Source organism: Marinicella sediminis (assembly GCF_002000055.1).
GTDB classification, from domain to species: domain Bacteria; phylum Pseudomonadota; class Gammaproteobacteria; order Xanthomonadales; family Marinicellaceae; genus Marinicella; species Marinicella sediminis.
This window is the reverse complement of the sequence record NZ_MVBD01000008.1, coordinates 89,129-111,221: the sequence shown is the minus strand read 5'-3', so window position 1 is coordinate 111,221 and position 22,093 is coordinate 89,129. Positions and strand designations below refer to the sequence as shown.

Genomic DNA, 22,093 nt, shown 5'->3' with positions numbered 1-22,093 from the left:
CATTTGTTTTATATATTAGTAATATCTTATATAATAAGTGTTTTATCATTCCCGAATCAGGAGACCATGATGCAAGCCAGAATTGTTTTAATCAGTCTATTGGGCCTGTCCACAGACGCCATCAGCGACAACGTTTCATTACATGAAAATGGCAAGACTTTATACCAGACCCTTTGCCAGGTCTGTCACAGTCAACCCACAACAGGTACACAGCGGGTAGCCCCTCCCATGTTTGCTGTTCAAAAGCATTACCACCGACAACACAAATCAGCCACTGATTTCATCAATCACCTCAGTCAATTCATCACACAGCCCAGCAAAGAAAACAGTTTAATGCCCGGCGCCGTGCAAAAATTTGGCCTGATGCCACAGTTGAATATATCGCTTTCAGAAGCCAAAGCAGTGGCCACTTATTTATACCATAATCCGGAGCGTGCGCCGGGTCATCAACGGCAAGCCAATGTCAGCAACCCAGTGATTCATCAGCAAGATACCGCTGACCCACTCAAGACAAGTAAGACCCATGCCTTGGCTGCCAAAGCGGAGCTGGGTAAAAACCTGCTGACAGCCATCAATCAAAAAGGCACCATCGGGGCACTGGGATTTTGTCATGAAAACGCCATGAACCTGACTCAACAAGTGGCTGAACAACAAGGCGTTGAGATCAAACGGGTGTCTGACAAAAACCGCAACCCCAACAATGCGGCCAATCAATCAGAACTGACGTACATTCAGACCACAAAGCATCAGTTATCACAAGGCAAGTCACCGGAAGCCAAGTTGCTGCGTCAGGATAATCGGGACACAGTATACATTCCAATCACCACTCAAGCCATGTGTTTGCAATGTCATGGTCAGCCTGACATTCACATGACACCGCAGACCCTCAATGAATTAAAACGCCTGTACCCTGATGATCAGGCCATTGGCTATGATTTGAATCAACTCAGGGGAATCTGGGTCATCAGCCAAGCTACCACTGCTGCTGCCCAACCAGCCAATGACATTACCAGCGATGAAAATAATTAAGTTCAAGCATACGGCCTTGTCCGGGTAATCGGAAAGCCTGTAAATTGGAGCCATCAAAACCCACGTCCACATTCCGGTTGTTGCGGTTATAGCCATTGGTGTGCTGGTAATACAATTGATCAAACAGATTATTGACTGCCAAACGCACACGCCCGTGTTGCCCGAAGGTGCGATCAACAGACAGGTTCACCACCCCATAACCAGAGGTGGCCGATTCTGAATTGGCCGCAGAGACTCTGTTTTGCTGCCAGGCAGCCATCCATTCAGTTTCGAACTGCCAATTGTCAGATTGGTAGACCAGATTCAACCAACTATTGAGTGGTGCTATGCGGTACAAGTGATCATCAATGTCCCTTCGCTCACCCCTGACAAGACTGACAACCTGATTCATGGTCCATTGCTCACTGAAACGATAGGACCACTCAACATCGATGCCGTAAAGCCTTGCTGCGACGTTGTCGTATCGCAATGTTCCTGGAGGTGCCGGCATGGTTTCATTGGGTGTACCCTGAATGTAATCATTGATGTGATGATAAAACACCTGTGGCGCGATGGAAAAACGTTCACCACTGACCGACAATCCCCATTCAAACTGAATGGCCTGCTCAGACTGAAGATCCAAATTTCCCAGGTATTGTCTGCCGTCAGCCAATCCAGCAGTGGCTTCAAGTGGCAACCACAGGTATCTTTCCTGATGGGTTGGCGCCCGGTTTTTTACGGCAATCCCATATTTCATGTGCAAACCCGAACGGATGTTGTGTTGCCAGTTGATAACCAGGTCCAGGTGATGATCACGTTTGGAGCGATCTGCAGAGTTGAAGCGGTCCTGTAATGTTTGATGTAGTTGGCCCATTGGCGATGGCATACCAGCCACTGAACTGAATACATCTGCAGCATCCATTTGTATGTGTGTCCACCGCAATCCGGTAAGTAATTGATGGCTCTGACTGATCTGCCATTGGTGTTCAAAAAACACACTGTAGCGGTCCCGTTCTGTATCAAAGTTGGTGATTTGAAAGGCCTCATTGAATGGATTAAAAATTTCAGCTTTCTGGTGGGTCTGGTCCCATTCAATGCCCCAGGATAAAGTTTGTTGGCTGAGTGTGCGCAGGGCATTGACTGCAACCGCATCTCTTTTTACCCGGGTCATGGATTCACGGGAACCCGCCATGGTCTGACTTCGGTGACGATGGTTATCCATCAGGTGTTTGGTTGATTGATGATCCAATTGAGTGGTTAACTGCCATTCATCATTCAATGCGGTTGCCAGTTCCACTGAAGTGATACCACCTCGTGCATAAGTGATGTCCATCGGTAAGGAAGGCGTTCCGGTCTGACCGGTGTCATTGTAATTAACATCGATACTCACCTGGGTTCGATCGTGATTATATTGGTAACCCAAACTGTAATACTCACGTTCCAGGCCTGTGAAAACGATTGCTCCATCAGGGAATTCCTGATTCTCCGCCTGTTCAACATCCACGCCCAAAGAGAACCCGTGATTAAGGTACTGTTGTTGCATGTATACAGCTCCCAGAAGGCCTGCTCCCGGCGAACTCAATCCAAGTTTAAGATCACCTGAAAAACCATTGCCTGACTGATTCAAAGACCTGGGAACCACATTGATACTGCCTCCCAACGTTTCCATACCCAAACTGACCGGGCTGATGCCTCTTTGCAGCACCACTGCATCGACCAGACTGGCTGGGACATGACTCATTGGCGCATCCATGGCGTTGCTGCAAGCAGTCATCACGGGGGTTCCTGCTGCATTGACATTCACCCGGTTACCCGACAAGCCACGGTACTGAGCAATACCACTCAATGCGCCGTTTTGATTAACATAGGCGCCAGGCATTTTTTTCAATACGGTTGCGGTGTCCAGCATCACCGAATTGGCTTCTGGCAAGAGCTTTACCGTGTTGTGCCGGTAAACCTCTCCTTCCACAGTAATCGGTTCCAGTTGTTCATCGAACTCATCATCGCTCACGGATTCATCGGCCGCGAATGACAAAGCTGATACGCTCAGACTACTGAGCAGCCACACGATTTTTATGTGCAACGTCATCATTGATTCTCCATTAATTGTGACCGGCATTGTAATTACATCAACCCTCACTGAACATGTGACATATTGCCGCAGCCTGATGACAAGAAAGACGACTCCTTTGCATTGCCCGGAGTGAGGAGTTAATCACAAATGGCCTGGCTGCCTTCTGCTAAAATGAAGGATTGAAATCCTGGACACATATATGCGAATCGCATTTCTACTTTGTTGCCTGATGGCAATGATTTCCGGAAACAGCCAGGCAGGTCAGTTGAACCTGAATAACCCCATCATGTTCATCACCCAGTTTCCAATCGCTGCTGATTTTGCCACCATTGGCTCTACTTTTGCCAACCACTCCGCCAGCATGTCTTCTGCCGGACGTGGAGGCCACCTGTACATCAAGTATCCAGACGGCACTTTGCGTAACCTGACTGCAGAAGCCGGCTATGGCATGACTGGCTTTCAGGGCGATGATGCCATAGCAGTCCGTGATCCACAGGTACACTGGAGTGGTGAGCGGGCATTATTCAGTATGGTGATTGGTGCTCCACAACAGTTTGAATACAACAATTATTACTGGCAAATTTATGAAGTGAGTGGTCTGGGACAAAATGACCAGGTCAACATTCAACTGGTCGGCGGACAACCAGCAGATTACAACAACATCACCCCCATTTATGGTTCTGATGACAGCATCATTTTTACATCGGACATGCCGCGCAGCAAAGCCAGACACAACTACCCACAGTACGATGAATATGAATCCACCCCGACCAACACCGGCCTGTGGAAAATACAGGGAAATCAGGTTACCCTGATGCAACATTCGCCTTCCGGCTCATTCACGCCCTTCATCGACAGTTTCGGTAGGCTGGTTTTCACCCGCTGGGATCACTTGCAAAGGGATCAGCAAGCCTCACCCAACAATGTCAATGGCGCCTTCAATTACAGCAGTGAATTCCCCGGTGCGCAAGCTCTGCCCAATGTGGACGAGGTTTTTCCTGAACCCAGGCCAGCAGAGACAGCTTTGCTTGATGGCACCAACCTGGAAGGTCACCGGATCAATCATTTTTTTCCATGGCAACTGAACCAGGACGGTACCGAAGAAGAAACCCTTAACCACGTTGGCAGGCATGAATTTCACAGCTATTTCAACCGCAGCATCAATGACGATGGCAATGTGATTGAATTCATTGCCAATGGTTCAAGACCCAACCAGAACAGCATATTGAATGTTTTCCATATCACTGAAGATCCCAATCAGGCGGGTCGTTATGTGGGTATTGATGCGCCTGAATTTCAAACGCATTCTGGCGGCCAGCTGATTGCCTTTAACCTTCCACCAGGCGCCGATCCTGCACAGGTCACTGTGGAATACCTCAGTCACCCGGCCACCGCTGATGTCGTTGGTGAAGGTGATCCGGCACCTCCTGAACATGTGGGATTTTTTCGCAATCCTGTGATGCTTAATGACGGGCAAATACTTGCTGCACACACCTCGGAAACCCGTGGAGCCGGTAACGATGGGTCCCGGCCAAACCCTCAACCACGCTATGACTTCACCATCAAAACCCTTTCAACCAACGCCCAGAACCACCGGATACCCAACCAAAGACTCACCAATCTTGGCGATGCCAACATCAGTTATTATGACCCCGATGTACTGGTCACCTACAATGGGCCTTTATGGGAACTGTCACCAGTGGAAGTCGTCAGTCGCAGTGTACAACCCATAACCACAGAAACCCTACTCAGCCCGGAAGCGCAGATTTTTGCCGAAGAAAACATTGATGAATCATTGTTCCGCAGTTACCTGCGAACCCATGGACTGGCGGTGGCGGTTATGCGTGATGTTACCACCCGTGATGAACTGGACAAACAACAACCGTACAACATCAAAGTGGCCGGCAGTGCACATCAAACCATTGGCAGCCCGGGCACAATTTACGAGGTCTCCCACATGCAGTTCTTTCAGGGGGATCAAATCCGGGGTCAGGGAGGATTGACCAATCCAGATCCGGGTCAAAGGGTGCTAGCTCAATACCTGCATGACCCGGCAGCAGCAGCTAATAATGCCAACATACCAGGGTCACCACCTGGCAGTGCCGAAGTCTTTGCTGACGGTTCGGTGGCCTTTTTCCTGCCAGCCAGAAGAGCCATCAGCTGGCAATCTTTGGATCCACAGGGAACACCGGTGGTGAGAGAACGCTATTGGATCAGTTTCCAACCCGGTGAGATCCGTGCTTGTGGTGGTTGCCATGGTGTGAACCAGCTCGACCAGGCTGGTCAATTGCCCTCGACCATCAAAGCTGAGGCCTTCAGACAGTTGCTCAGAAACTGGGATTTGGCCTTTGATGACCTGATTTTTACTGATAATTTTGAGTGATGCAATACCTCTGTGGCTGTACCGAGTCTGAAGAGGTGAACATCCGGCTTGCCTTTATCAGTCAATGAAGATGTTATCTGGCCAGATCTTTATCAATTGAGTCACCCACGCAGCCACACGAAAATCATTTGTCAGTGAAATATTGCCTGAAGGGTTAATAGTTTGAGTACACTTACGGAATCCCTGATGAAAATGTCGATCTTAGCCTTAATCATCTGCCTGCTCAATCCGCGGGTCTTAGTGGCCAGTGATCACACCGACGAAGCCCAACACCTGAAAACCGCCTACCTGAAAAACAATCATTTTGTAGCGCAGTTACCAGACCCGAATTCAGGAAAAGCCAGCGGGATCGGCAAACAGCTTAGCAGTCACTTTTCCAGTCATTCAGAACCTGCTGTCACAGGTCGCGTTGTATTGGCAGAATTTCAAGGGTTGTTTCGTCTGAAGGTGGCCAGTACCGATAACCTGCTGTATCAGCAACAACCGTTCAGGGTCAACATTGATGCTTCTGTCAGCGATGGTGTGTTTCATATTTACAGCCCGGTTGAAATGGATTTCTGGCAAATGGCAAAGCTGTTCGTTGACCGACCAGACACTCAACGACCCACAGATGATCAGTGGCTGCTCAGGGGTTATGTGGTGACCACCGTTGATGCCGGTCAAACGGTCACCACCAGTGCAACCCTGTCACCCATGGCCAATGAATACCAGTTACTGATTTATACCAATCAAACCGCCAGCGATGTTCAGCTCATTTTTCGCTAGCCGTCACCTGTGGCAAGAGAAGGGTAAAGCCACTGAAAAATCTCCGAACCCACATCACTCGCCAATGTGAATCACTTTATCACTGCGCAGAGCCTCTGCTCGCAATGCATCGACCTGCGCAAAGTCAATGCGGTGACCTACCAATAACATTGATCCTTCAGGAGCGGTCGGCCAGTGCCTGAGGTCAGTGAGCGCCTGCCATTGCTTCATTTGACCCAGTAACTGCGCCCTTTGGTTCTGATCAGCGATGAAGTCAAACTTTTCGGCAATTGTTTTCAGCTGAATCAATTCCGGATAACGATCTTCATTGGCCTGTAAAATCACCATCAATGCTTTGTGCGCAAATCGCCTGATGGCTGGATAGGAATCTTCCAGCGCCAGCAGTAAATGTGGAATGAGAAACAGGCGTTGCTGAGCGGGTAAAGCATTCATTTGGTGAGCCATCTGATAGGCGGCCAGCGCCCGTTGCACCGGGTCACCGGAATGAAGTTCCACCAGGCTTTGAACCTGTCCCCGGCTGGTTGCCGGAATCGGCTGCTGCCACAATTCATGACTTTGCTCAAACAACCATTGGTCCGTTTGATCCAGGTGGCAGGCAACACACGCATTGGGCTTTTCTATGGCCATTTCCTGGTGACTGACCGGAGATTCAATGCGGTGATTACGATGAAAGGTCATGATGCCATAGGTCATTTTAGGCATGTGGCAGTCATAACACAATGAACCGGTACTTTCAGCTGCGTGACCGGTGTGTTCAGCCGGTGAAGCCACATAATCCTGATGACAGGAAACACAGGCCTGGTTGGTTCTCATTTCCGGTTCAATCATGCCTTTGGGATCTCCCCCGTGCATATCATGACAGCTCATACAGGTAAATGAACTGTCCTGTTGACAAGCTGACTGCATGATACCCTGATACTCATAAGCGGTTAAGCGGGGGGTGCCATCAGCCCAGAAACGGGCGGCAAAGACATCTTCAGGCTGACCTGCTACCTGACTGTGACGGTAAACCGGGTTAACATGACCCTCCAAATCATCTCCTGGACGGAAGGTGGGCCCTGATTCCATCCAGGTTCTGGCCAGAGACAGGTCTTTGGGTGTTCTCTGACCGTGGCACTGACCACATACACTCAACGACTCCTGTTGGCCGATTTCTTGCGGATGCACGATGCTGGGATCTGTCTGATCTGCAAAATGCAGGTAATATTTCCTGATCGGATTGAGGCTCACCTCTGTGTGGGTTTTGGCGGGAGCATGACAAGATTCACAACTGATGCCCAACTCCTTCACCTCCGACTGAAAGCGTGAATCATTGAACACATCTATCTGATGACCAGACTGACTGAGCGTCGTCAACTGGTCATAATTGGTCATGCCAGGACTGATGCCTGTGTTGTGGCAAAAAATACAGTTTTGGTTCCAAATGGCATTGTGCTGTGAAAAGCTTTGTTGATCGGAGTCAAGAAATGCACCGTTGAGGTGAATCCAACGTTGATCTTCAATGTGCCAAAGCAACTCAAGCCGATAAAAATTACCCTCGGTATATGGGGTTTGCGTGAGGTATTGCTGATACCGGCGGGAACCCACAGTGCGTAGGATTTCCACTTCATTGAGAAAGGCATCATTGTTGCCGTCATAATAAGCAAAATAGAACCGTCCGTTGCGTTTGACCGGACGAATCGTATAGCCCCAATATGTTTGTGGTTCTCCATTGAAGTCACCAGCCACTGTTTCTGCTGTGGCTTCCTGAGTCATGGTGCGGTGATACGTTTTCGACCAACTGCGGTGCCGGTCCTTATGACAATCCACACACGACTCTGAACCCACATAAGTTTCATGACTGAAATCAACCGGTTGCTGTGCGGCTTTGACCTGAGCCTGCCAGAACCAATAGAGATTGACTGACAACACCAAAAACAAAGACCAATAGATGATTTTTTTAACCATGAACGATTTATGAGTTGAATTCAATGAGCCCCGTATCTTAGCAAAAAAACCAGCATCGAGCTCATTATTCCTACCAACAGACACGACGCACAGCCTTGGTCATATTGCTGGTGTTGCAATTAAATCAGAATCAAATCATGTTTTGGTCACCATTGATTTGGATGTCATTGATACGCTGGTGACTCATTAACTGTACTGGGGAACCATCATGAAATCATACCTGTCATTACTCATCCTGATCACCACTGCTGTCAGTGCAAGCTGTCCAACAGACACCCCGGCCACCTGTGCCATAGACGAGCAACTGGCCAATGGACGCTGGGACATGAGCCAGGTGAATGGACAATACACCATCAATGGAAATGAAGTCTTTTGTGAATTCCTCAGCGATGGGTTTTGTGACCTGGCCGATGACTATGACCCGGTTAACGGCCAACTCTCTGTCAGTCGGCTTGGCGGAGAACCAGCGAACTACCTTGAAGTGGCTTGTGATGGCAGCATCACCGGCAAAGGGCACGAAATGATCAACGGTACAATCGACAAAACCGCCAACATTCAATATGACTGGATTAGCTGCAATGACACAGATCCACAGGACATGAGCTGGAACATCATCATCGAACGACAATACGACATCACAGGACAAGTGACAGGTACCGGATCGGCAGAGTTAACTTATACAAATGACATCAGTACCATCAGCATTGACGGGGTATTTGCCTATGGCGTAGATTGTTTCTGGTTTTCCTACCCCGGCAGCCTGTTGAATTTTGATGTTTCCGGCAACCCGGAAACAGTCACATTATCTGGCAGTTATGACCCTTCCAGTCACACCTGGAATCCCACATCAACAGTCATCGGTGGCACCAGCTGGGTGGATGATATATTACACCGGCTGGCTTTGAATGAAAGCACCCCAGATGATCCGGTTCTGCAACCGCAGGGTCACAGTCAGCCAGTTGACCAACTGTACAATACCTATGCTTTACAAAACACCGTTGAAGTCACTGAACAAGTGAGCCACGAGGCCAGTCCGTTGAGTCCAAAAATCACTGCTTTTACACTCAATGAGCCGGCTCAGTACCTGGCTGGCGTGCCGGTCGATACAGGTGTAACACTCAACATAGACTGGCGTGGGCAGCCGCCAGGACAGGTGGAATTCATATACGCAGGTCAGACAGAAACCGTCGCGGGCAGCGCGGTGACTCACTGGACATTTGACGCAGGTCAGCCTGGCCAAACCATTCAGGCTGTTGCCATTCAGGGCAACCATCGTTCAGTGCCTTATACATTGGCCACACCCAAAGTCAGCCTGGCACCCTGGGCCGGATCACCGGGTGACTGGACAGGCTCATCCGGGGTACAGTACCAGGGTAATCTGAACTGGCCGGTTTCAATGGAAACCAGCCGAAGCTTGGGTGCCCTGTCATTGTTCACTGGTCAATGGGGGCTCACAGGTGCTTCATCACAATACAACACCACAATTTATTCAGATGGCAGTAACGGCTCAGGTGACCTCTCTACACAGTTGACCTTTCAGTTTGCCGGCCAGTCTGTTGACTTTACTGTTCAGGGGCAAAACACCAGTCAATTAAGTTGTGAAGACATGAGTACCGATGGGGATGCCAGCATAGAAATACCAATTCCTGGCTGGCAAAAAACCCTTAATCCCATCACCGCCATCCCTGGTTTACAAAGTGCGGCCTGCAGCTTAAGTGGTTTTCTATGTGATGTCATTCAAAGCATCGGAATCAAAGCATCTGCCAATGCCAATGTCTCAGGCACTGGATTGTATGCTGGCGACAGCGGTGAAATGCAATGGACCGGAGGCACTGTCGGTGGCAGCATCAGTGCTCAGGCCGGCGCCGGAATCCTCTTGCCGAAACCACTTCATCAAGCCGCCGGCGTTCAAGTCACAGGTGGCGGTTCAGGTTGTATTGACTTTCAGGTAGCTCCTGACTTCAGTTTAAGTCAGCTGGGAGCAGAAATGGAATTCTCTGCCAATGCATTCTTTCTGGGCTTAAGTGCCAGTGCAGATCATACCTGGCCCATCGGTGATGGTTGCACTGGTCAGCCTGCGTCGATCACACAAATGGGCATTGATGGCTGGGTTCCCCTGGATGGACACCTGGCTATGGCCCAATACCGGGATGACCTTTTCATGCATGGCGTGGCGGTTTGGTCAGAATTGTCTGCAGGCCAGAGCCGGCCCGCTGGTCAATTAAAGCTGCGGTTTTTTGATGGCAGCACACAACGTTGGGGACCCATACAGGAGTTAACCCAAGCGGCTCTTGTCAATCATTCGCCCACTATACAGTTCGATGAATTGGGCCGGTTACTGATCGTCTTCCAAAGTAACCAGGAACCGATACCGGTATCGGTGACTGATTTATCCGCCTTTGCCGATGGCTATGAATTGCACTGGCTGTTACTTGACCCAGTTTCATCAAACCTCCTGAACCAAGGTCAGCTGACCTTCAACAATCAGCATGATTTTGGACCTCAACTGGTGACTGATGCAGATCAAACACTCAGTATCTTCTGGCAACAGGCAGAGGGCATCGAAATCACCGGCACGCCCGCTCTGCCTGTCAGTATCAGACAACTCAACTGGCATGCGTCAACCGACAGCTGGGGCGTAGAAACGGTGGTGGCGGACAACCTGAGTCAAACCTACGGTTGGTCTGTAGCCAGTCATTCATTGGACCAGCAGTTTATGGTTCTGACCCATGACACCGATGGCCAATACAACACCAGTGAGGATCGTGAATTGAGTTTCTATCAGCAAACCAATGGCCTTTGGACACTGACAACAGTGATCACTGACAATAACCTGAGTGATGACATGTCTTTCAGCGCTTTCGACCTGCTGGGCAATCAACTGCTGTTCTGGCGTCAGCAATCACAATTGTTATACAGTCTCAACTCAGCCATACCCGTCACCATTGAGCTACAACAAGAAGCCTATATGGATGGCATTGGTAACGGCCTGGCCCAGGCTCAACTGGCACAGGATGGTGAACTGAAAGTCCTTTTGTGGCCACAAAACACAGATTTGATGTTGACCACTCAAAACGCAACAGGAATTTGGGATGCGGCCCGTTCACTGAAGCCCCTGAATGATCGGGCCGAACAGTTGTTCACCACTGAATTACATTCCGGTGTGCTGTACTACGGTGCGGCCAGCCGCCCACTGAATGGCCAGGGCAACAGTAACTTGTTGTTGCCGGCATTCAGCAACACACTGATCTTTGATGACATTTTTGAACATGGATTCAATGAATGATGGCAAAAGATGGCATTGGCCGGATCAAACCTCTTGAGATGAGATCCGGTCGTCAGATGCTGAGAGGTTACCAGATTTAAGACACTTCAGCGTTTTCTTGTGTTGTTCTTGCAGTCAATGGCATTGACTTAACAACCACCATAGAAAGGAGTTGTCATGTCAATCAAATCAATCATTTTTATCCTCATCAGCCAATTGCCCACCAGTGTGTTGGCGGCCACGTTTTGTGTCCAGGATGCCACCGAACTGCGAACTGCCCTGAGCATTGCCGGAAGCAACAACAGTTTTGATACCATCAGGGTGTCTACCGGGCTTTACCAGACCAACGGCACGGCATTCTCCTTTTATGATGAGAACGGACTTGGACTGGACATATCAGGAGGCTGGTCACAGGTCACTTCAGCACCCTGTTCAGCACAATTGGGCCAGGGGCTCTATCACACAGTGCTGGATGGTGATGCCACGTCCGCAGTGATGGACATACTGCTCACAGACAGCGCCAGTATTCACATCAGTCAACTGACATTCATCAATGGTCTGAGCAGTGATGTTGCAGGACTGGAAATCAGTAAATATGAACCGGATAACATATTCACTGGCACCTACACCCTGGAACACAATGTATTTGCGAATAATGAAGGAGTCAGCACCAGCGCCCTTGAAGTCACCGGTTTCGAAAGACTGGATATACGCAACAACCTGTTCGTTGACAATCATTCAGATTTTGAAACCGTATTGCGGATTGGTGAAAATCTTGGCGCAGAAATGGTGTTGAACAACAACACCCTGGTCAACAATTTAGGCGCCATTAAAGTTTCATTGTATGGATCATCGCAACTGTTACTTGCCAATAACACCATGCGCAGTCTGTATGCGTATGATCTGGTGGTTTTTGGTGGCGAAGACTGGCACCTGTATAACAACAACATCGGACGTTACCTCAGCTCTGAAGAGCCATTGGCCCAATTCAATAATTATAAGCTACCCAATCGCTTCGCACCCGGTACAAATAACTATACCCCGGCTGCAGATTCACCACTCATTGATGCCGGCAGAACACCCTGTGCATTGTTCTGCCCATTTCCATTGCCTTTCACCAACGACTGGCAACTGGGCAATTATGCCCTGGAAGGCCAACTCAGAGAACAAGGTAATGCACCTGACACAGGGGCCTTTGAATCGGCCCACACACAAGACATTATTTTCATGCAAGTATTTGACTGAACACTGGTCGTCAATTCAATGATCCATTGGCAGGTCAGGCGCCGTCAGAGTGCCTGACAGGTCAACCCATCAATCGCGGTCAGCCTGGACAGATTCAGGGTGCCAGGTGAGTAGCCCGTACCTGCAACAGGTTCCCAACTGAGTTCAGCGGTCTCACAATCGAAAAATTCGATCGTCAAAGTTCCCCATAACTCTTTGATCACATTTGTATGATCGAATGCCGGAGGAAAAACCCCTTGAGAAGAGATAGCCACATTCACTGTCGCCCGCGCACCTTCAAACTCACCGGCACCTACCAGCCAGATTTGCTGACCGAACTGATCAAAAACAAACCAGGCCAGCATGATGCGGTTATCACCCAATACCTCGACTGTAAGCCCGTGTCCGGTTTGCTCTGGGTCATACCACATTCCGGAATGGCCAGCTGAAATCTGATGGGTTGAATCCAGCTGTACGCCTGCCAGCTCTATCAATGTCGCCAGCTGGGCCCTAACCACCCCAGCACCCTGTTGTCGGTCAATATATTCCGGCAGATCAGTGGACTGATGATAGCCGGGGTACCCAAAAACATTGGGGATGGTTGCAGAAATGGCCGGGATACCTACATCAGTAAAACTCTTAAAATCTGTACAACAGGCATTGGGCTCCACTTGCCAGTCTATATCTGTGTATAGGTTGCCATTACTGGCCAGCAGTTCTGCATGGGGGACATACTCAGCCACATCTGTGCCGGCGTTGACTTTTTGATCGATCCCCGGATGATAAGCAATCATGTCCAGGTTTTGCATGAATTTAATGTTGTCCTGCTCACCACGCAACCGAAAATACTGCAGCACATCTGCACTGCCCCACAGACCGATTTCTTCGGCGTTGAAGCAAACAAACAGTATCGATGCATCGGTTTGATATCCGGCCAGAACATTGGCCATTTCCAGCACCCCCGAACACCCTGATGCGTTGTCTTCAGCACCCGGAGATGGCAAGTTCGGATTCCAGAAAGCATTCCTGCTGTCCAGGTGGGCTCCCACCACATACCAGTCATCCGGTCTGACCAGTCCGGTTTTGAACCCCAAAACATTAAACCCAATATGACCATGTCGATCAATCCTCGATGTGGTCAGATCAAGTGCGGCAAAACGGCCTTCTAGCCATGTTCCGGCAGCCACCATACCTGCCTCCTCCATGCGATCATGTGAGGCCAGTTCCTGAACCTGTGCATACCAGCGGTCGGCATCAACCTGATTCAGTAATTGTTCAACGGCAGGATCTCTCGATTGGCGCTTACCCGGCCTGTTTTTCATCTGATAGACCAACACCTGGTCAGTTGTGAATGGCATCAGGCCTGGATCGTTGAGCAACTCAGCTTTCCCTGCCACACCAGACACATCAAGTATCCGGTAACCGCCACTGGAAAACACAGCGGGTAAATCCACATGATTCAGTTTATTGGTCACTGTTTTGGCAGGGTGGTCAGGATGACTGAATCCACCATGTGAACAGTGTCCGGTTTTTTCAAAAACCAGGTCAGCGGTATCGACGTCATACAGGTGCGCCACAACCTCAACAAAGGCCGGTAAAGCCTGTGTTGACTGACTTTGTTCGATGATCATTTTGTCGCCCATTTCGACCCACCACAGGACTTTCGGGTGCTGCTTAATGGTTGCTAACTGAGCATAACCAATGCCATCGATGTCAATGATGCTGAGGTCACTGCGCGCCTGAGCAGTGAACACCAACAACAGCAGAGGTATGGTTAAAACCGATCTCCGGAATTGCGCGATTGTCTTGATAGATTGATCTTTCATTTCTGCTGGAACACATCATCAGCTGTGTTTAAAAAAATTAATACTTCAAACATATTACCACCAATGGAGGAATGCCGTCATCCCAGGATCGTCGGATTCAACCGCCACATGGTGATGTTGAGCACCGCTGCAAAACTGACCCATAACAAATAAGGCACCATCAGCAGCACAGCAGGCAAACTGGTTGACTGAAAACAACGGATGGTCATCAGTATACTGACCCACAGCAGACCTATATTGATCACCGATAACAAACCTTGTTGCCAGGCAAAAAACAACCAACTCCACAGAGCATTCAGCACCAGCTGAATAACAAACCAAACCACAGCCTGTTGGTTGTGCCGCAAGCCACCTTGTCGCCAGACCAGCCAGACAGCCACCGCCATCATGCCATAGAGCATCGTCCATACCGGCCCGAACAGCCAGGCAGGTGGTGCCCACTGAGGTTGAGACAATTGAGCGTACATTGAGGGCGCCTGAAAGGAGGCCAGTGCGCCAATGAATGAAGCGGCAAAACACAGCAGTAACCATCCGGCAAGTCCCAATGATTGTTGTCCAACAGAATACCTTTTCATGTCATTGATTGAATGTCAAAACGACAGAATAGCAAATGCCCCGTCAAAGACACAACAACATATCATTTAAAAATAAATGTCAGTCATCCGGACATGCAGTTGTTATGGGGTATTTAGACAGGAATTACTCATGAAAACATGTCTTTTGCTTGGGACTTTATTGATCAGTTTCAACGCCCTCAGCGGATTGATCATCGTCGATCAGAATGATGACTTACAAAACGGACCAGATGGAGGCTGTGATTTACGGGAGGCTATTCAGGCAGCCAACACCAATCTGGCAGTTGATGGCTGTAGTGCAGGTGATCCCAACAACGGCGATTTGATCCTGTTGCAGATCAGTGGACCCGTTCAATTGACAGATCAATTGGAAATTCTCGCCGGGATGCGCATTTCGCCCCCCATCGGCTCAGGTGACCGGATAGAAATCAGGGCTGCCGCTAACCGGCGGATATTTTGGGTTCACCCTCCCAATGACGGTGATGATGTTTTTGAAATTAATCAGTTACACCTGACTGGAGGCAATGCCGGAACGGGCCATGGCGGTGCAATCCTGATTGAACAAGAAAACGGTAACCAACCAGGTACCCTGTGGATCACCAACAACTTGTTTACCAACAATCAAGCAGCTACAGGCGGCGCTGTGTCCATTCAGCAGACATGGGCATCAACCACATTGATTGAAGACAATGAATTCATCAACAACACAGCCACAAATGGTCCCGGTGGGGGGCTGTACTATGACCGAGGCAGCGACCAACTGACCCTCAGAACCAACCTGTTCAGATTGAACACTTCGGACAGCACGGGTGGTGGCGCTTTTCTCAGCCACAACACCAATGAAGCCTTGAACATCACCGCCAACCGCTTCAACCAAAACCATTCAGATGGCGATGGCGGGGGGCTGGCATTATTTGGTTTTGGCGCCACGCAGGATTTCATCCTCAACCGCAATGCATTCCTTGGAAACACAGCCAGCGATAACGCCGGTGCTTTGTACAGCGCACAGTCTGCCCGCCCCTGGATTTACAACAGCGTGATGGCTTTTAACCTGGCCAATCGCGGAGGTGCCATCAGCACTGTCAACGCATATGTTTACCTGCGCTATTCAACGTTGGTTCATAATGAAGCCAATCTAGGCGCACAGATATATGGCTATTCGGGTACCCTGGGCGGTTTATCTACCAGTATTCTGGCTTACCCCATTGGAGATGAAAATTGTGCCGGCGCAACCCAATCGCTGAGTTCCGCGTATACCATTGCTGATGATGGCAGCTGCCCGTTCAATGCATCTTCAGACCAACAAACGGATCCCAAGTTATCCGGTTTCCATCTGGATCATCATGGCTTCCCAGCGTTCATGCCCGCCGTCGGCTCAACTGCGATCGACCGCAGCAGCGTGGCGGTCTGTGTGGATTTTGACCAGCAAGTCCTGGATCATGACCTGCAAAACAATCCCAGACCCGTGGATGGCGATGGCAGCGGATCGGCTTTTTGTGATTTGGGCGCCAGTGAAGCAGAAGCCAGCACTGACTTGATGTTTGCTGACTCGCTGGGCGGTTAAACCAACAGAGAGCAACCGATCAGGCAAGCAACTGACTGTTTGACAACGTCCCCATGACCCAAAACAGAATGGTCAGCACCACACAGCAACCAAGGCGGATCAGGACTTCAGCCTGTGGTTGCTGGCTGATTTGGTCTGCCAATAAACAGGTCAGGTAAAACAACAGCATGGCCCCTAAAAGTTTACCAGCCATGGGCTGACCTGCATATGTGGCCAACCAGCTCCAGATACCCAGGAACATCAGCAGTGAAGCATAGCCAATCGCAATCACCTTCATTGAGACGCCTGTTCCTGCCAATTCCCTTGACAATGACATGTACTCACCGTCATTCTTCAGGCAACACCAGCTGTTTACGGGCAACCAAAACACCATCGGCATCAACATAAACCCAATGCCCCGGTGCGAAGGTCACACCACCAAATGACACTGGAATACCGACCTGACCATCTCCGGTTTTGGCACTTTTCTTCGGCGAAGTTCCCAGACAACGAACGGCCACTTCCATGGCATTGACTTCTTCGCTGTCGCGAATGGCTCCATTGATGATGATACCCGCCCAATGATTGTCATGCATGATGCCGGCGATGATGTCGCCTAAAATAGCCAGCCGGGTTGAACCACCACCATCAACCACCAATATGCGGCCATTACCGGGCTTGCTGAGTTCAGCTTTGAGCAACACGTTGTCTTCAAATGATTTGACCGTTTGGATCGGCCCATTGAAGCTTGAAATTTGACCAAATGACAAAAAAGGCAGGTGACAAAAGGCCACTTCAGCATCATGACTGTCTACCAGATCAGCAGTTTTCATGGTTGATTCTCCCGGAAGTTTGAATGACTGGCTGCCAGTATAAAACATCCCAGCCTGACGACCAATCCTTTTGCCGAACCTGCTGAAAAACACAAGCCAGTTCGTGGATGAACTGGCTTGTGAGGTATCAGGCAGGAGTCAGGTCAGCGCTGACTGCTGCGTCGCCATTGACTGACTGAAAACATGAACAACAGCATCAATGCAATCAGTGACCAGATGGAGAGGGTTGGCACCCTGATCAATTGTCCCCTGACCTGCAACGCACCTGAGCCGGAGCTCGCTGCACCGCCGTCAACGGGGTTACCACCCACATCGGCGGTGATGCTGCTGGTGACATTGAGGTAAGTACCAGTACCGGTGTTGGATGGAATATTAACCATCACACTGATCTGACAGCTGCCACCAGCAATGACCGTGCCATTGGACAGGCTGATCAAACTGGAGCCTGTAACCGAAGAACCGGCACCACACACATCATTCAGTGGCAGATTGGTTGCCGTGGCTCCGCTGACAAAAGCATCCAGATCATCTGAAAAACTGACATTGGTGGCATCAAATGAACCGGTATTGCTGATGATCAGTATCATTTCCACATCACCACCGGCCAAAACATCTCCAGTGACATTGAATGATTTACTCATGGTCAAACCCTGTTCAACAGTCAGGGTATCAGTCGCACTGCCGCTGTTGCCTAATGAGCTGGTCAGATCGCCTGAAAGGTTGACATAGTCTCCGGCTGCTGCTGCGGTCACGTTGACCTGTACGGTACAACTGGCACCAGCTGCTACAGAGCCACCAGTATAGGTTACTGTGTCGCTGCCATCGACCGCTGTCAGGGTGCCGCCGGTACATGTAGTGGCGGCACTGGCTGGTGTGGCCAGCAACAAACCGGCTGGGAACACATCAGTGAAATCCAGATTACTGGCCACCACTGTACTTGCTGTGTTATCAATGGTGAATGTCAAATTGACCGCCGCATTGATGGCTGCCGGATTTGGCGTAAACGCTTTACTGAATAAGGGTTGTGCATTGGCGGTCAGGGTATCTGAAGCCGTACCTGAATTACCTGAATTTGAAGTCAGGTCACCGGAGGTATTGGTAAATACACCGCCGGTATTGGTGGTCACATTTGCCTGTATGGTACAACTGGCTCCGGCAGCCACAGAACCTCCTGTATAGGTAATCACAGTTGCTCCCGGATTGGCCGTCAGGGTACCACCTGTACAACTGATACTGGCATTGGCTGGATTGGCCACTACCATACCAGCTGGCAGATTATCAGTGAAATCCAGGTTGTCAGCTGACAATGCACTGGCTGAGTTATCCACACTGAAAGTCAGGATTGAAGCCTGTCCTACACCGACCTGATCCGGGGCAAATACCTTGGCAAAAAGTGGTGCTGGCTCTACCTGCAAATCAGCCGTAGCTGGTGGTGCTACCACCACCCCACTGTCCAGTAAATCGCTGGTGATGTTGGGGAATGTCCCGGCCGTGGCGCTGACCGGCAACTGCACGGTGACATCAATGGTACATGTGCTTCCTGCTGGCAAATTCCCATTGGTAAATTGTAACAATGCGGTACCGCTGATTTGAGAGCCCAGACCACAAACATCATTCAAAGGCAAACCCACTGCCGTCATACCTGGCACCACCGCATCCAGATCATCGGTAAATGACAAATCAATGGTGTTGACTGAACCGGCCGCACTGTTGTCTATGTTAAAGCTCAGTACCGCTGTTCTTGTCGCTGTTGTGGGGCCATCAAAAGATTTGCTGAATTGCACCGCATTGATGACCTGTAACTCATCTGAAGCGGCAAATCCAATAACCGGAAGCCCTGCAGCTGAACCAGTCAGTGAGCTGGTGGTGTTCGGATAAATGGCTGGTGATGCGGCTGCCGGTACGGTCAGGGTGACAGTAAATGTACACACTTCTGATGGTGCCAGTGTACCGCCTGAAAAATCAATGGTGCCCGCATCAGGAATCCCGGCTACCGTGCCGCCACAGGCCGCTGTTGGTAATCCAGTGGCAACCAGGCCACTGAGGGACGCGCCCAGGTCATCGGTAAAAGCCACATTACTGATGGTTCGGGTTGCATCCAAATTGGTCAGGGTAAAGGCCAGAGTCACCGGATCACCGGCCGACACCGGATCGTCTGTGTAGTTGATACCCAATTGCAGCAGACTGGAGTTGACGGTCAGGTCATCAGAGGCAGGATTTATGACCACAGGTCCGCCTTGATCGGCGCTGAGTGATGAAGTCACATTCAGATAATTGCCATCAGCGGCTCCAGCAGGAATCTGCACACCCAGTTCAATGACACATGACGTACCGGCACTCACCGAACCACCGGTGTATATCAGGAAAGTGGTTCCTGACGGGGTACCGCCACAGGTATCGATGGTGGGTGGCAAGATCGCTGCCGTACCAGGCAGCATTCCTGCCAGGTTATCGGTGAATAACGCGATGGTCGCATCATCAGTTGGGTGGATGTTTTCAATGGTGAATCGCAGTGAAGTGGTTTCGCCGGCAATCACAGGATCCGTCAAAAACTCTTTGCTGAACATCAGACCAGCCACATCCAGATCATCACTGGCCGGAGCACTGGAGGTCATCAAACCATCCACTTCTGCGCTGACCGCACTGGTGGTATTGGAATAGGACCCTGGTGTTGCGGCAGCAGGCACATTCAGTGTCACAGCAAAGGTACAACTCTCTGCTGGTTGTAATGTGGCTCCACTGAGGGTCAGAAAAGTGTCACCGGCTGACCCGGTTAATGCTGAACCAGCACCACAGGGTGGATCTGGCGTCACCGGCAAGGTGGCAGTCAAACCGGCAAGGGTCGCACTCAAGTCATCGGTGAAAGTGATGTTGGTTGCAGCTGTGGCGGCATTTTCACTGTGACTCAAAGTGAATTCCAGGGTCACAACATTTCCAGGTGCCACCGGATCATCTGTAAACACTTTACCCAGCCCTGGGGCTGCAACCACCTGCAAGTCATCACTGGCAGGCAGATAATCTCCACCACTACCGGTTAGATTACTGGTGGTACTGGGATAGACGCCATTGGGAACATCACCAGCCACATTCAACACCAGATCAAAAGTGCACGAATCTCCTGCACCGCCTGCCGCTGCCAATGAACCATTGTTGAAAAAAAGCATGGTGGGCGAACCGGTCATCTGAGAACCTGCACCACAGGGGTCAGTCAGAGGCAAACCCGTGGCAGTCACTCCCGGTATGGCTGCTTCCAAATCGTCGTTAAAGGTCAAGCCGTTCAGTGGTGCCGTCGGATCCGTGTTGGTGATGGTATAACGCACAGTCACAGTACCTCCCGGAATCGCCGGATCATCGATGAATTCTTTGGTGAATACAGGGCCAAAATCGACAAATAAATCATCACTGGCTGTCGTTCCGGTGAATGGCGCTCCATCCACAATGGCAGTCACTGGACTGGTGGTATTGTTGTATATGCCTGGAGTTGTTCCAGCAGGGACCAACAATGACGCACGGATTGCACATGAACCTTCTGCTGCAATGTTACCACCACTGAAACTGATGTTTCCGGTACCCAATCCACTCACTGAGCCACCACAGTCATTTGACAGTAAAGCATCAAATGTCAAACCAGCTAATGTGGCGCTCAGGTCATCAGTGAAAGCCACAGAAGTGGCTGGAAAGTTACGGTTCAGATGATCAATGGTAAACAACAATTCAACTGCGCTGCCCGGTATCACAGGATCGTTCTCAAACGATTTCACCATCACCAATGCACTTCCGCTAACATCCAGTGAATCCACTGCATAACCCACTGAGCCAAACGCGAAACCGCTGCTCCCGGTCAACTCCCCTGAAACATAATTCAATGTCCCAATTCCATTTGAAAGCACATCAAGGCTGATCTGGCAAGTTGCACCACTGTTCAATGGTCCTGCGGCGGTGAAACTGATGTTGCCGGATCCAGGAGCAGCAGTCAACACCCCTCCCGCACAATCAGTGCTTGCATTGGCCGGATCAGCCACCACCATACCAACAGGCAGGTTATCAGATAAATTCATGTTGACAAAAAAATTGGCATTCAGTGCGTTATCAATCGTGTAGGTCACTGAACTGCGTTGTCCTACAGTGACTGCAGCAGGAGTCATGAGCATGCTGAATCCAGGTTTATCTGCATCCACAGTCAAGTCCACAGGTAAACTCATGCTGGACCCGGCTGATGAATTCAAGTTCACAGCCGGGTTGGTGTGCAACCCAGGAACAGAAGATGTCACCATCAGGGTAATGGTGCATGACGAAAAGGCCGGGATTTCTCCATCGATCAGCTCGATGGTACTGCCACCATCTGGTGCACTCAGGCTGCCAGTCAATTCCAATTCGCAGTCCGTTTGTAAATCTGATGGGTCCCCAATGGTAACCGCTGCTGGCAAAACGTCGGTAAAACTCAGGTTGGTAACCGGTGCACCGGCATTATTGGTGATGGTTAAAGTCGCGATGCTGTGCGAACCTGGGCCCATGTTATTGGGCGTAAATGTTTTACTGAGCGTTGGCTGAGCCAAGGCAGAAAATGATCCTGCCAGCAGCAACAGAACACAGAAGAATTGAACACGATTTTTGATTTGCATGATCCCCCCCGGGAATAAGGATATGATT

General features: G+C 50.1%; 13 protein-coding genes. 6 read left to right on the top strand and 7 right to left on the bottom strand.

Annotation, left to right across the window (positions count from 1 at the left end; translation table 11 throughout):
- Positions 1-66 precede the first annotated feature (66 nt).
- Positions 67-1,029: a Tll0287-like domain-containing protein gene (locus tag B0475_RS12065; RefSeq protein WP_077412120.1), complete on the top strand. Its 963-nt coding sequence runs from the start codon at positions 67-69 to the stop codon at positions 1,027-1,029.
- On the opposite strand, the gene B0475_RS12060 is transcribed toward B0475_RS12065, so the two are convergent.
- Entirely contained in the window at positions 1,007-3,100 is a 2,094-nt protein-coding gene (locus B0475_RS12060; protein WP_198538230.1) for a TonB-dependent receptor, read from the bottom strand. The two genes, B0475_RS12065 and B0475_RS12060, sit on opposite strands and share 23 nt — an antisense overlap.
- Positions 3,101-3,281: 181 nt before the next feature.
- On the opposite strand from B0475_RS12060, the gene B0475_RS12055 reads away from it, so the two are divergent.
- Both B0475_RS12055 and B0475_RS12050 read left to right on the top strand, forming a co-directional pair.
- Positions 3,282-5,465: an HzsA-related protein gene (locus B0475_RS12055; protein WP_077412118.1), complete on the top strand. Its 2,184-nt coding sequence runs from the start codon at positions 3,282-3,284 to the stop codon at positions 5,463-5,465.
- Between the two features lie 186 nt (positions 5,466-5,651).
- On the top strand, positions 5,652-6,230 hold the full coding sequence (locus B0475_RS12050; RefSeq protein WP_077412117.1) for a hypothetical protein: 579 nt from the start codon (positions 5,652-5,654) through the stop codon (positions 6,228-6,230).
- Between the two features lie 54 nt (positions 6,231-6,284).
- Here the strand turns inward: B0475_RS12050 and B0475_RS12045 are convergent, their stop codons facing one another.
- A complete protein-coding gene (locus tag B0475_RS12045; protein ID WP_077412116.1) occupies positions 6,285-8,177 on the bottom strand; it encodes a cytochrome c3 family protein in 1,893 nt (630 codons plus the stop codon).
- Between the two features lie 208 nt (positions 8,178-8,385).
- Between B0475_RS12045 and B0475_RS12040 the strand changes: the two genes are divergently transcribed.
- Both B0475_RS12040 and B0475_RS12035 read left to right on the top strand, forming a co-directional pair.
- Positions 8,386-11,463: a hypothetical protein gene (locus B0475_RS12040; protein ID WP_077412115.1), complete on the top strand. Its 3,078-nt coding sequence runs from the start codon at positions 8,386-8,388 to the stop codon at positions 11,461-11,463.
- Positions 11,464-11,619: 156 nt separating this feature from the next.
- Complete coding sequence (locus tag B0475_RS12035) at positions 11,620-12,687, top strand: hypothetical protein (RefSeq protein WP_077412114.1); 1,068 nt, start codon at positions 11,620-11,622, stop codon at positions 12,685-12,687.
- A 44-nt stretch (positions 12,688-12,731) separates the two neighbouring features.
- Here B0475_RS12035 and B0475_RS12030 read toward each other — a convergent pair whose 3' ends face one another.
- Together B0475_RS12030 and B0475_RS12025 are read right to left on the bottom strand one after the other, a co-directional pair.
- Entirely contained in the window at positions 12,732-14,492 is a 1,761-nt protein-coding gene (locus B0475_RS12030) for a M28 family metallopeptidase (protein WP_077412113.1), read from the bottom strand.
- 77 nt (positions 14,493-14,569) lie between these two features.
- Positions 14,570-15,067: a TspO/MBR family protein gene (locus B0475_RS12025; RefSeq protein ID WP_077412112.1), complete on the bottom strand. Its 498-nt coding sequence runs from the start codon at positions 15,065-15,067 to the stop codon at positions 14,570-14,572.
- Between the two features lie 130 nt (positions 15,068-15,197).
- On the opposite strand from B0475_RS12025, the gene B0475_RS12020 reads away from it, so the two are divergent.
- Complete coding sequence (locus tag B0475_RS12020) at positions 15,198-16,631, top strand: right-handed parallel beta-helix repeat-containing protein (RefSeq protein WP_077412111.1); 1,434 nt, start codon at positions 15,198-15,200, stop codon at positions 16,629-16,631.
- A gap of 19 nt (positions 16,632-16,650) precedes the next feature.
- Here the strand turns inward: B0475_RS12020 and B0475_RS12015 are convergent, their stop codons facing one another.
- The 3 genes from B0475_RS12015 to B0475_RS12005 all read right to left on the bottom strand — a co-directional run bounded on the left by B0475_RS12015 (position 16,651) and on the right by B0475_RS12005 (position 22,065).
- Positions 16,651-16,947, bottom strand: coding sequence for a hypothetical protein (locus tag B0475_RS12015; protein WP_157892913.1), 297 nt, complete (start codon positions 16,945-16,947; stop codon positions 16,651-16,653).
- Between the two features lie 10 nt (positions 16,948-16,957).
- The gene (gene rraA, locus B0475_RS12010; protein ID WP_077412210.1) at positions 16,958-17,443 is read right to left on the bottom strand and encodes a ribonuclease E activity regulator RraA; all 486 of its coding nucleotides are present in this window, start codon (positions 17,441-17,443) and stop codon (positions 16,958-16,960) included.
- Between the two features lie 143 nt (positions 17,444-17,586).
- Positions 17,587-22,065, bottom strand: coding sequence for a beta strand repeat-containing protein (locus B0475_RS12005; protein ID WP_077412109.1), 4,479 nt, complete (start codon positions 22,063-22,065; stop codon positions 17,587-17,589).
- Between the last annotated feature and the right edge of the window lie 28 nt (positions 22,066-22,093).

Coding starts and splice junctions, on each gene's coding strand:
- B0475_RS12065 (WP_077412120.1), top strand. CDS start 67: ATGATGCAAGCCAGAATTGTTTTAATCAGTCTATTGGGCCTGTCCACA.
- B0475_RS12060 (WP_198538230.1), bottom strand. CDS start 3,100: ATGATGACGTTGCACATAAAAATCGTGTGGCTGCTCAGTAGTCTGAGC.
- B0475_RS12055 (WP_077412118.1), top strand. CDS start 3,282: ATGCGAATCGCATTTCTACTTTGTTGCCTGATGGCAATGATTTCCGGA.
- B0475_RS12050 (WP_077412117.1), top strand. CDS start 5,652: ATGAAAATGTCGATCTTAGCCTTAATCATCTGCCTGCTCAATCCGCGG.
- B0475_RS12045 (WP_077412116.1), bottom strand. CDS start 8,177: ATGGTTAAAAAAATCATCTATTGGTCTTTGTTTTTGGTGTTGTCAGTC.
- B0475_RS12040 (WP_077412115.1), top strand. CDS start 8,386: ATGAAATCATACCTGTCATTACTCATCCTGATCACCACTGCTGTCAGT.
- B0475_RS12035 (WP_077412114.1), top strand. CDS start 11,620: ATGTCAATCAAATCAATCATTTTTATCCTCATCAGCCAATTGCCCACC.
- B0475_RS12030 (WP_077412113.1), bottom strand. CDS start 14,492: ATGAAAGATCAATCTATCAAGACAATCGCGCAATTCCGGAGATCGGTT.
- B0475_RS12025 (WP_077412112.1), bottom strand. CDS start 15,067: ATGAAAAGGTATTCTGTTGGACAACAATCATTGGGACTTGCCGGATGG.
- B0475_RS12020 (WP_077412111.1), top strand. CDS start 15,198: ATGAAAACATGTCTTTTGCTTGGGACTTTATTGATCAGTTTCAACGCC.
- B0475_RS12015 (WP_157892913.1), bottom strand. CDS start 16,947: ATGTCATTGTCAAGGGAATTGGCAGGAACAGGCGTCTCAATGAAGGTG.
- rraA (WP_077412210.1), bottom strand. CDS start 17,443: ATGAAAACTGCTGATCTGGTAGACAGTCATGATGCTGAAGTGGCCTTT.
- B0475_RS12005 (WP_077412109.1), bottom strand. CDS start 22,065: ATGCAAATCAAAAATCGTGTTCAATTCTTCTGTGTTCTGTTGCTGCTG.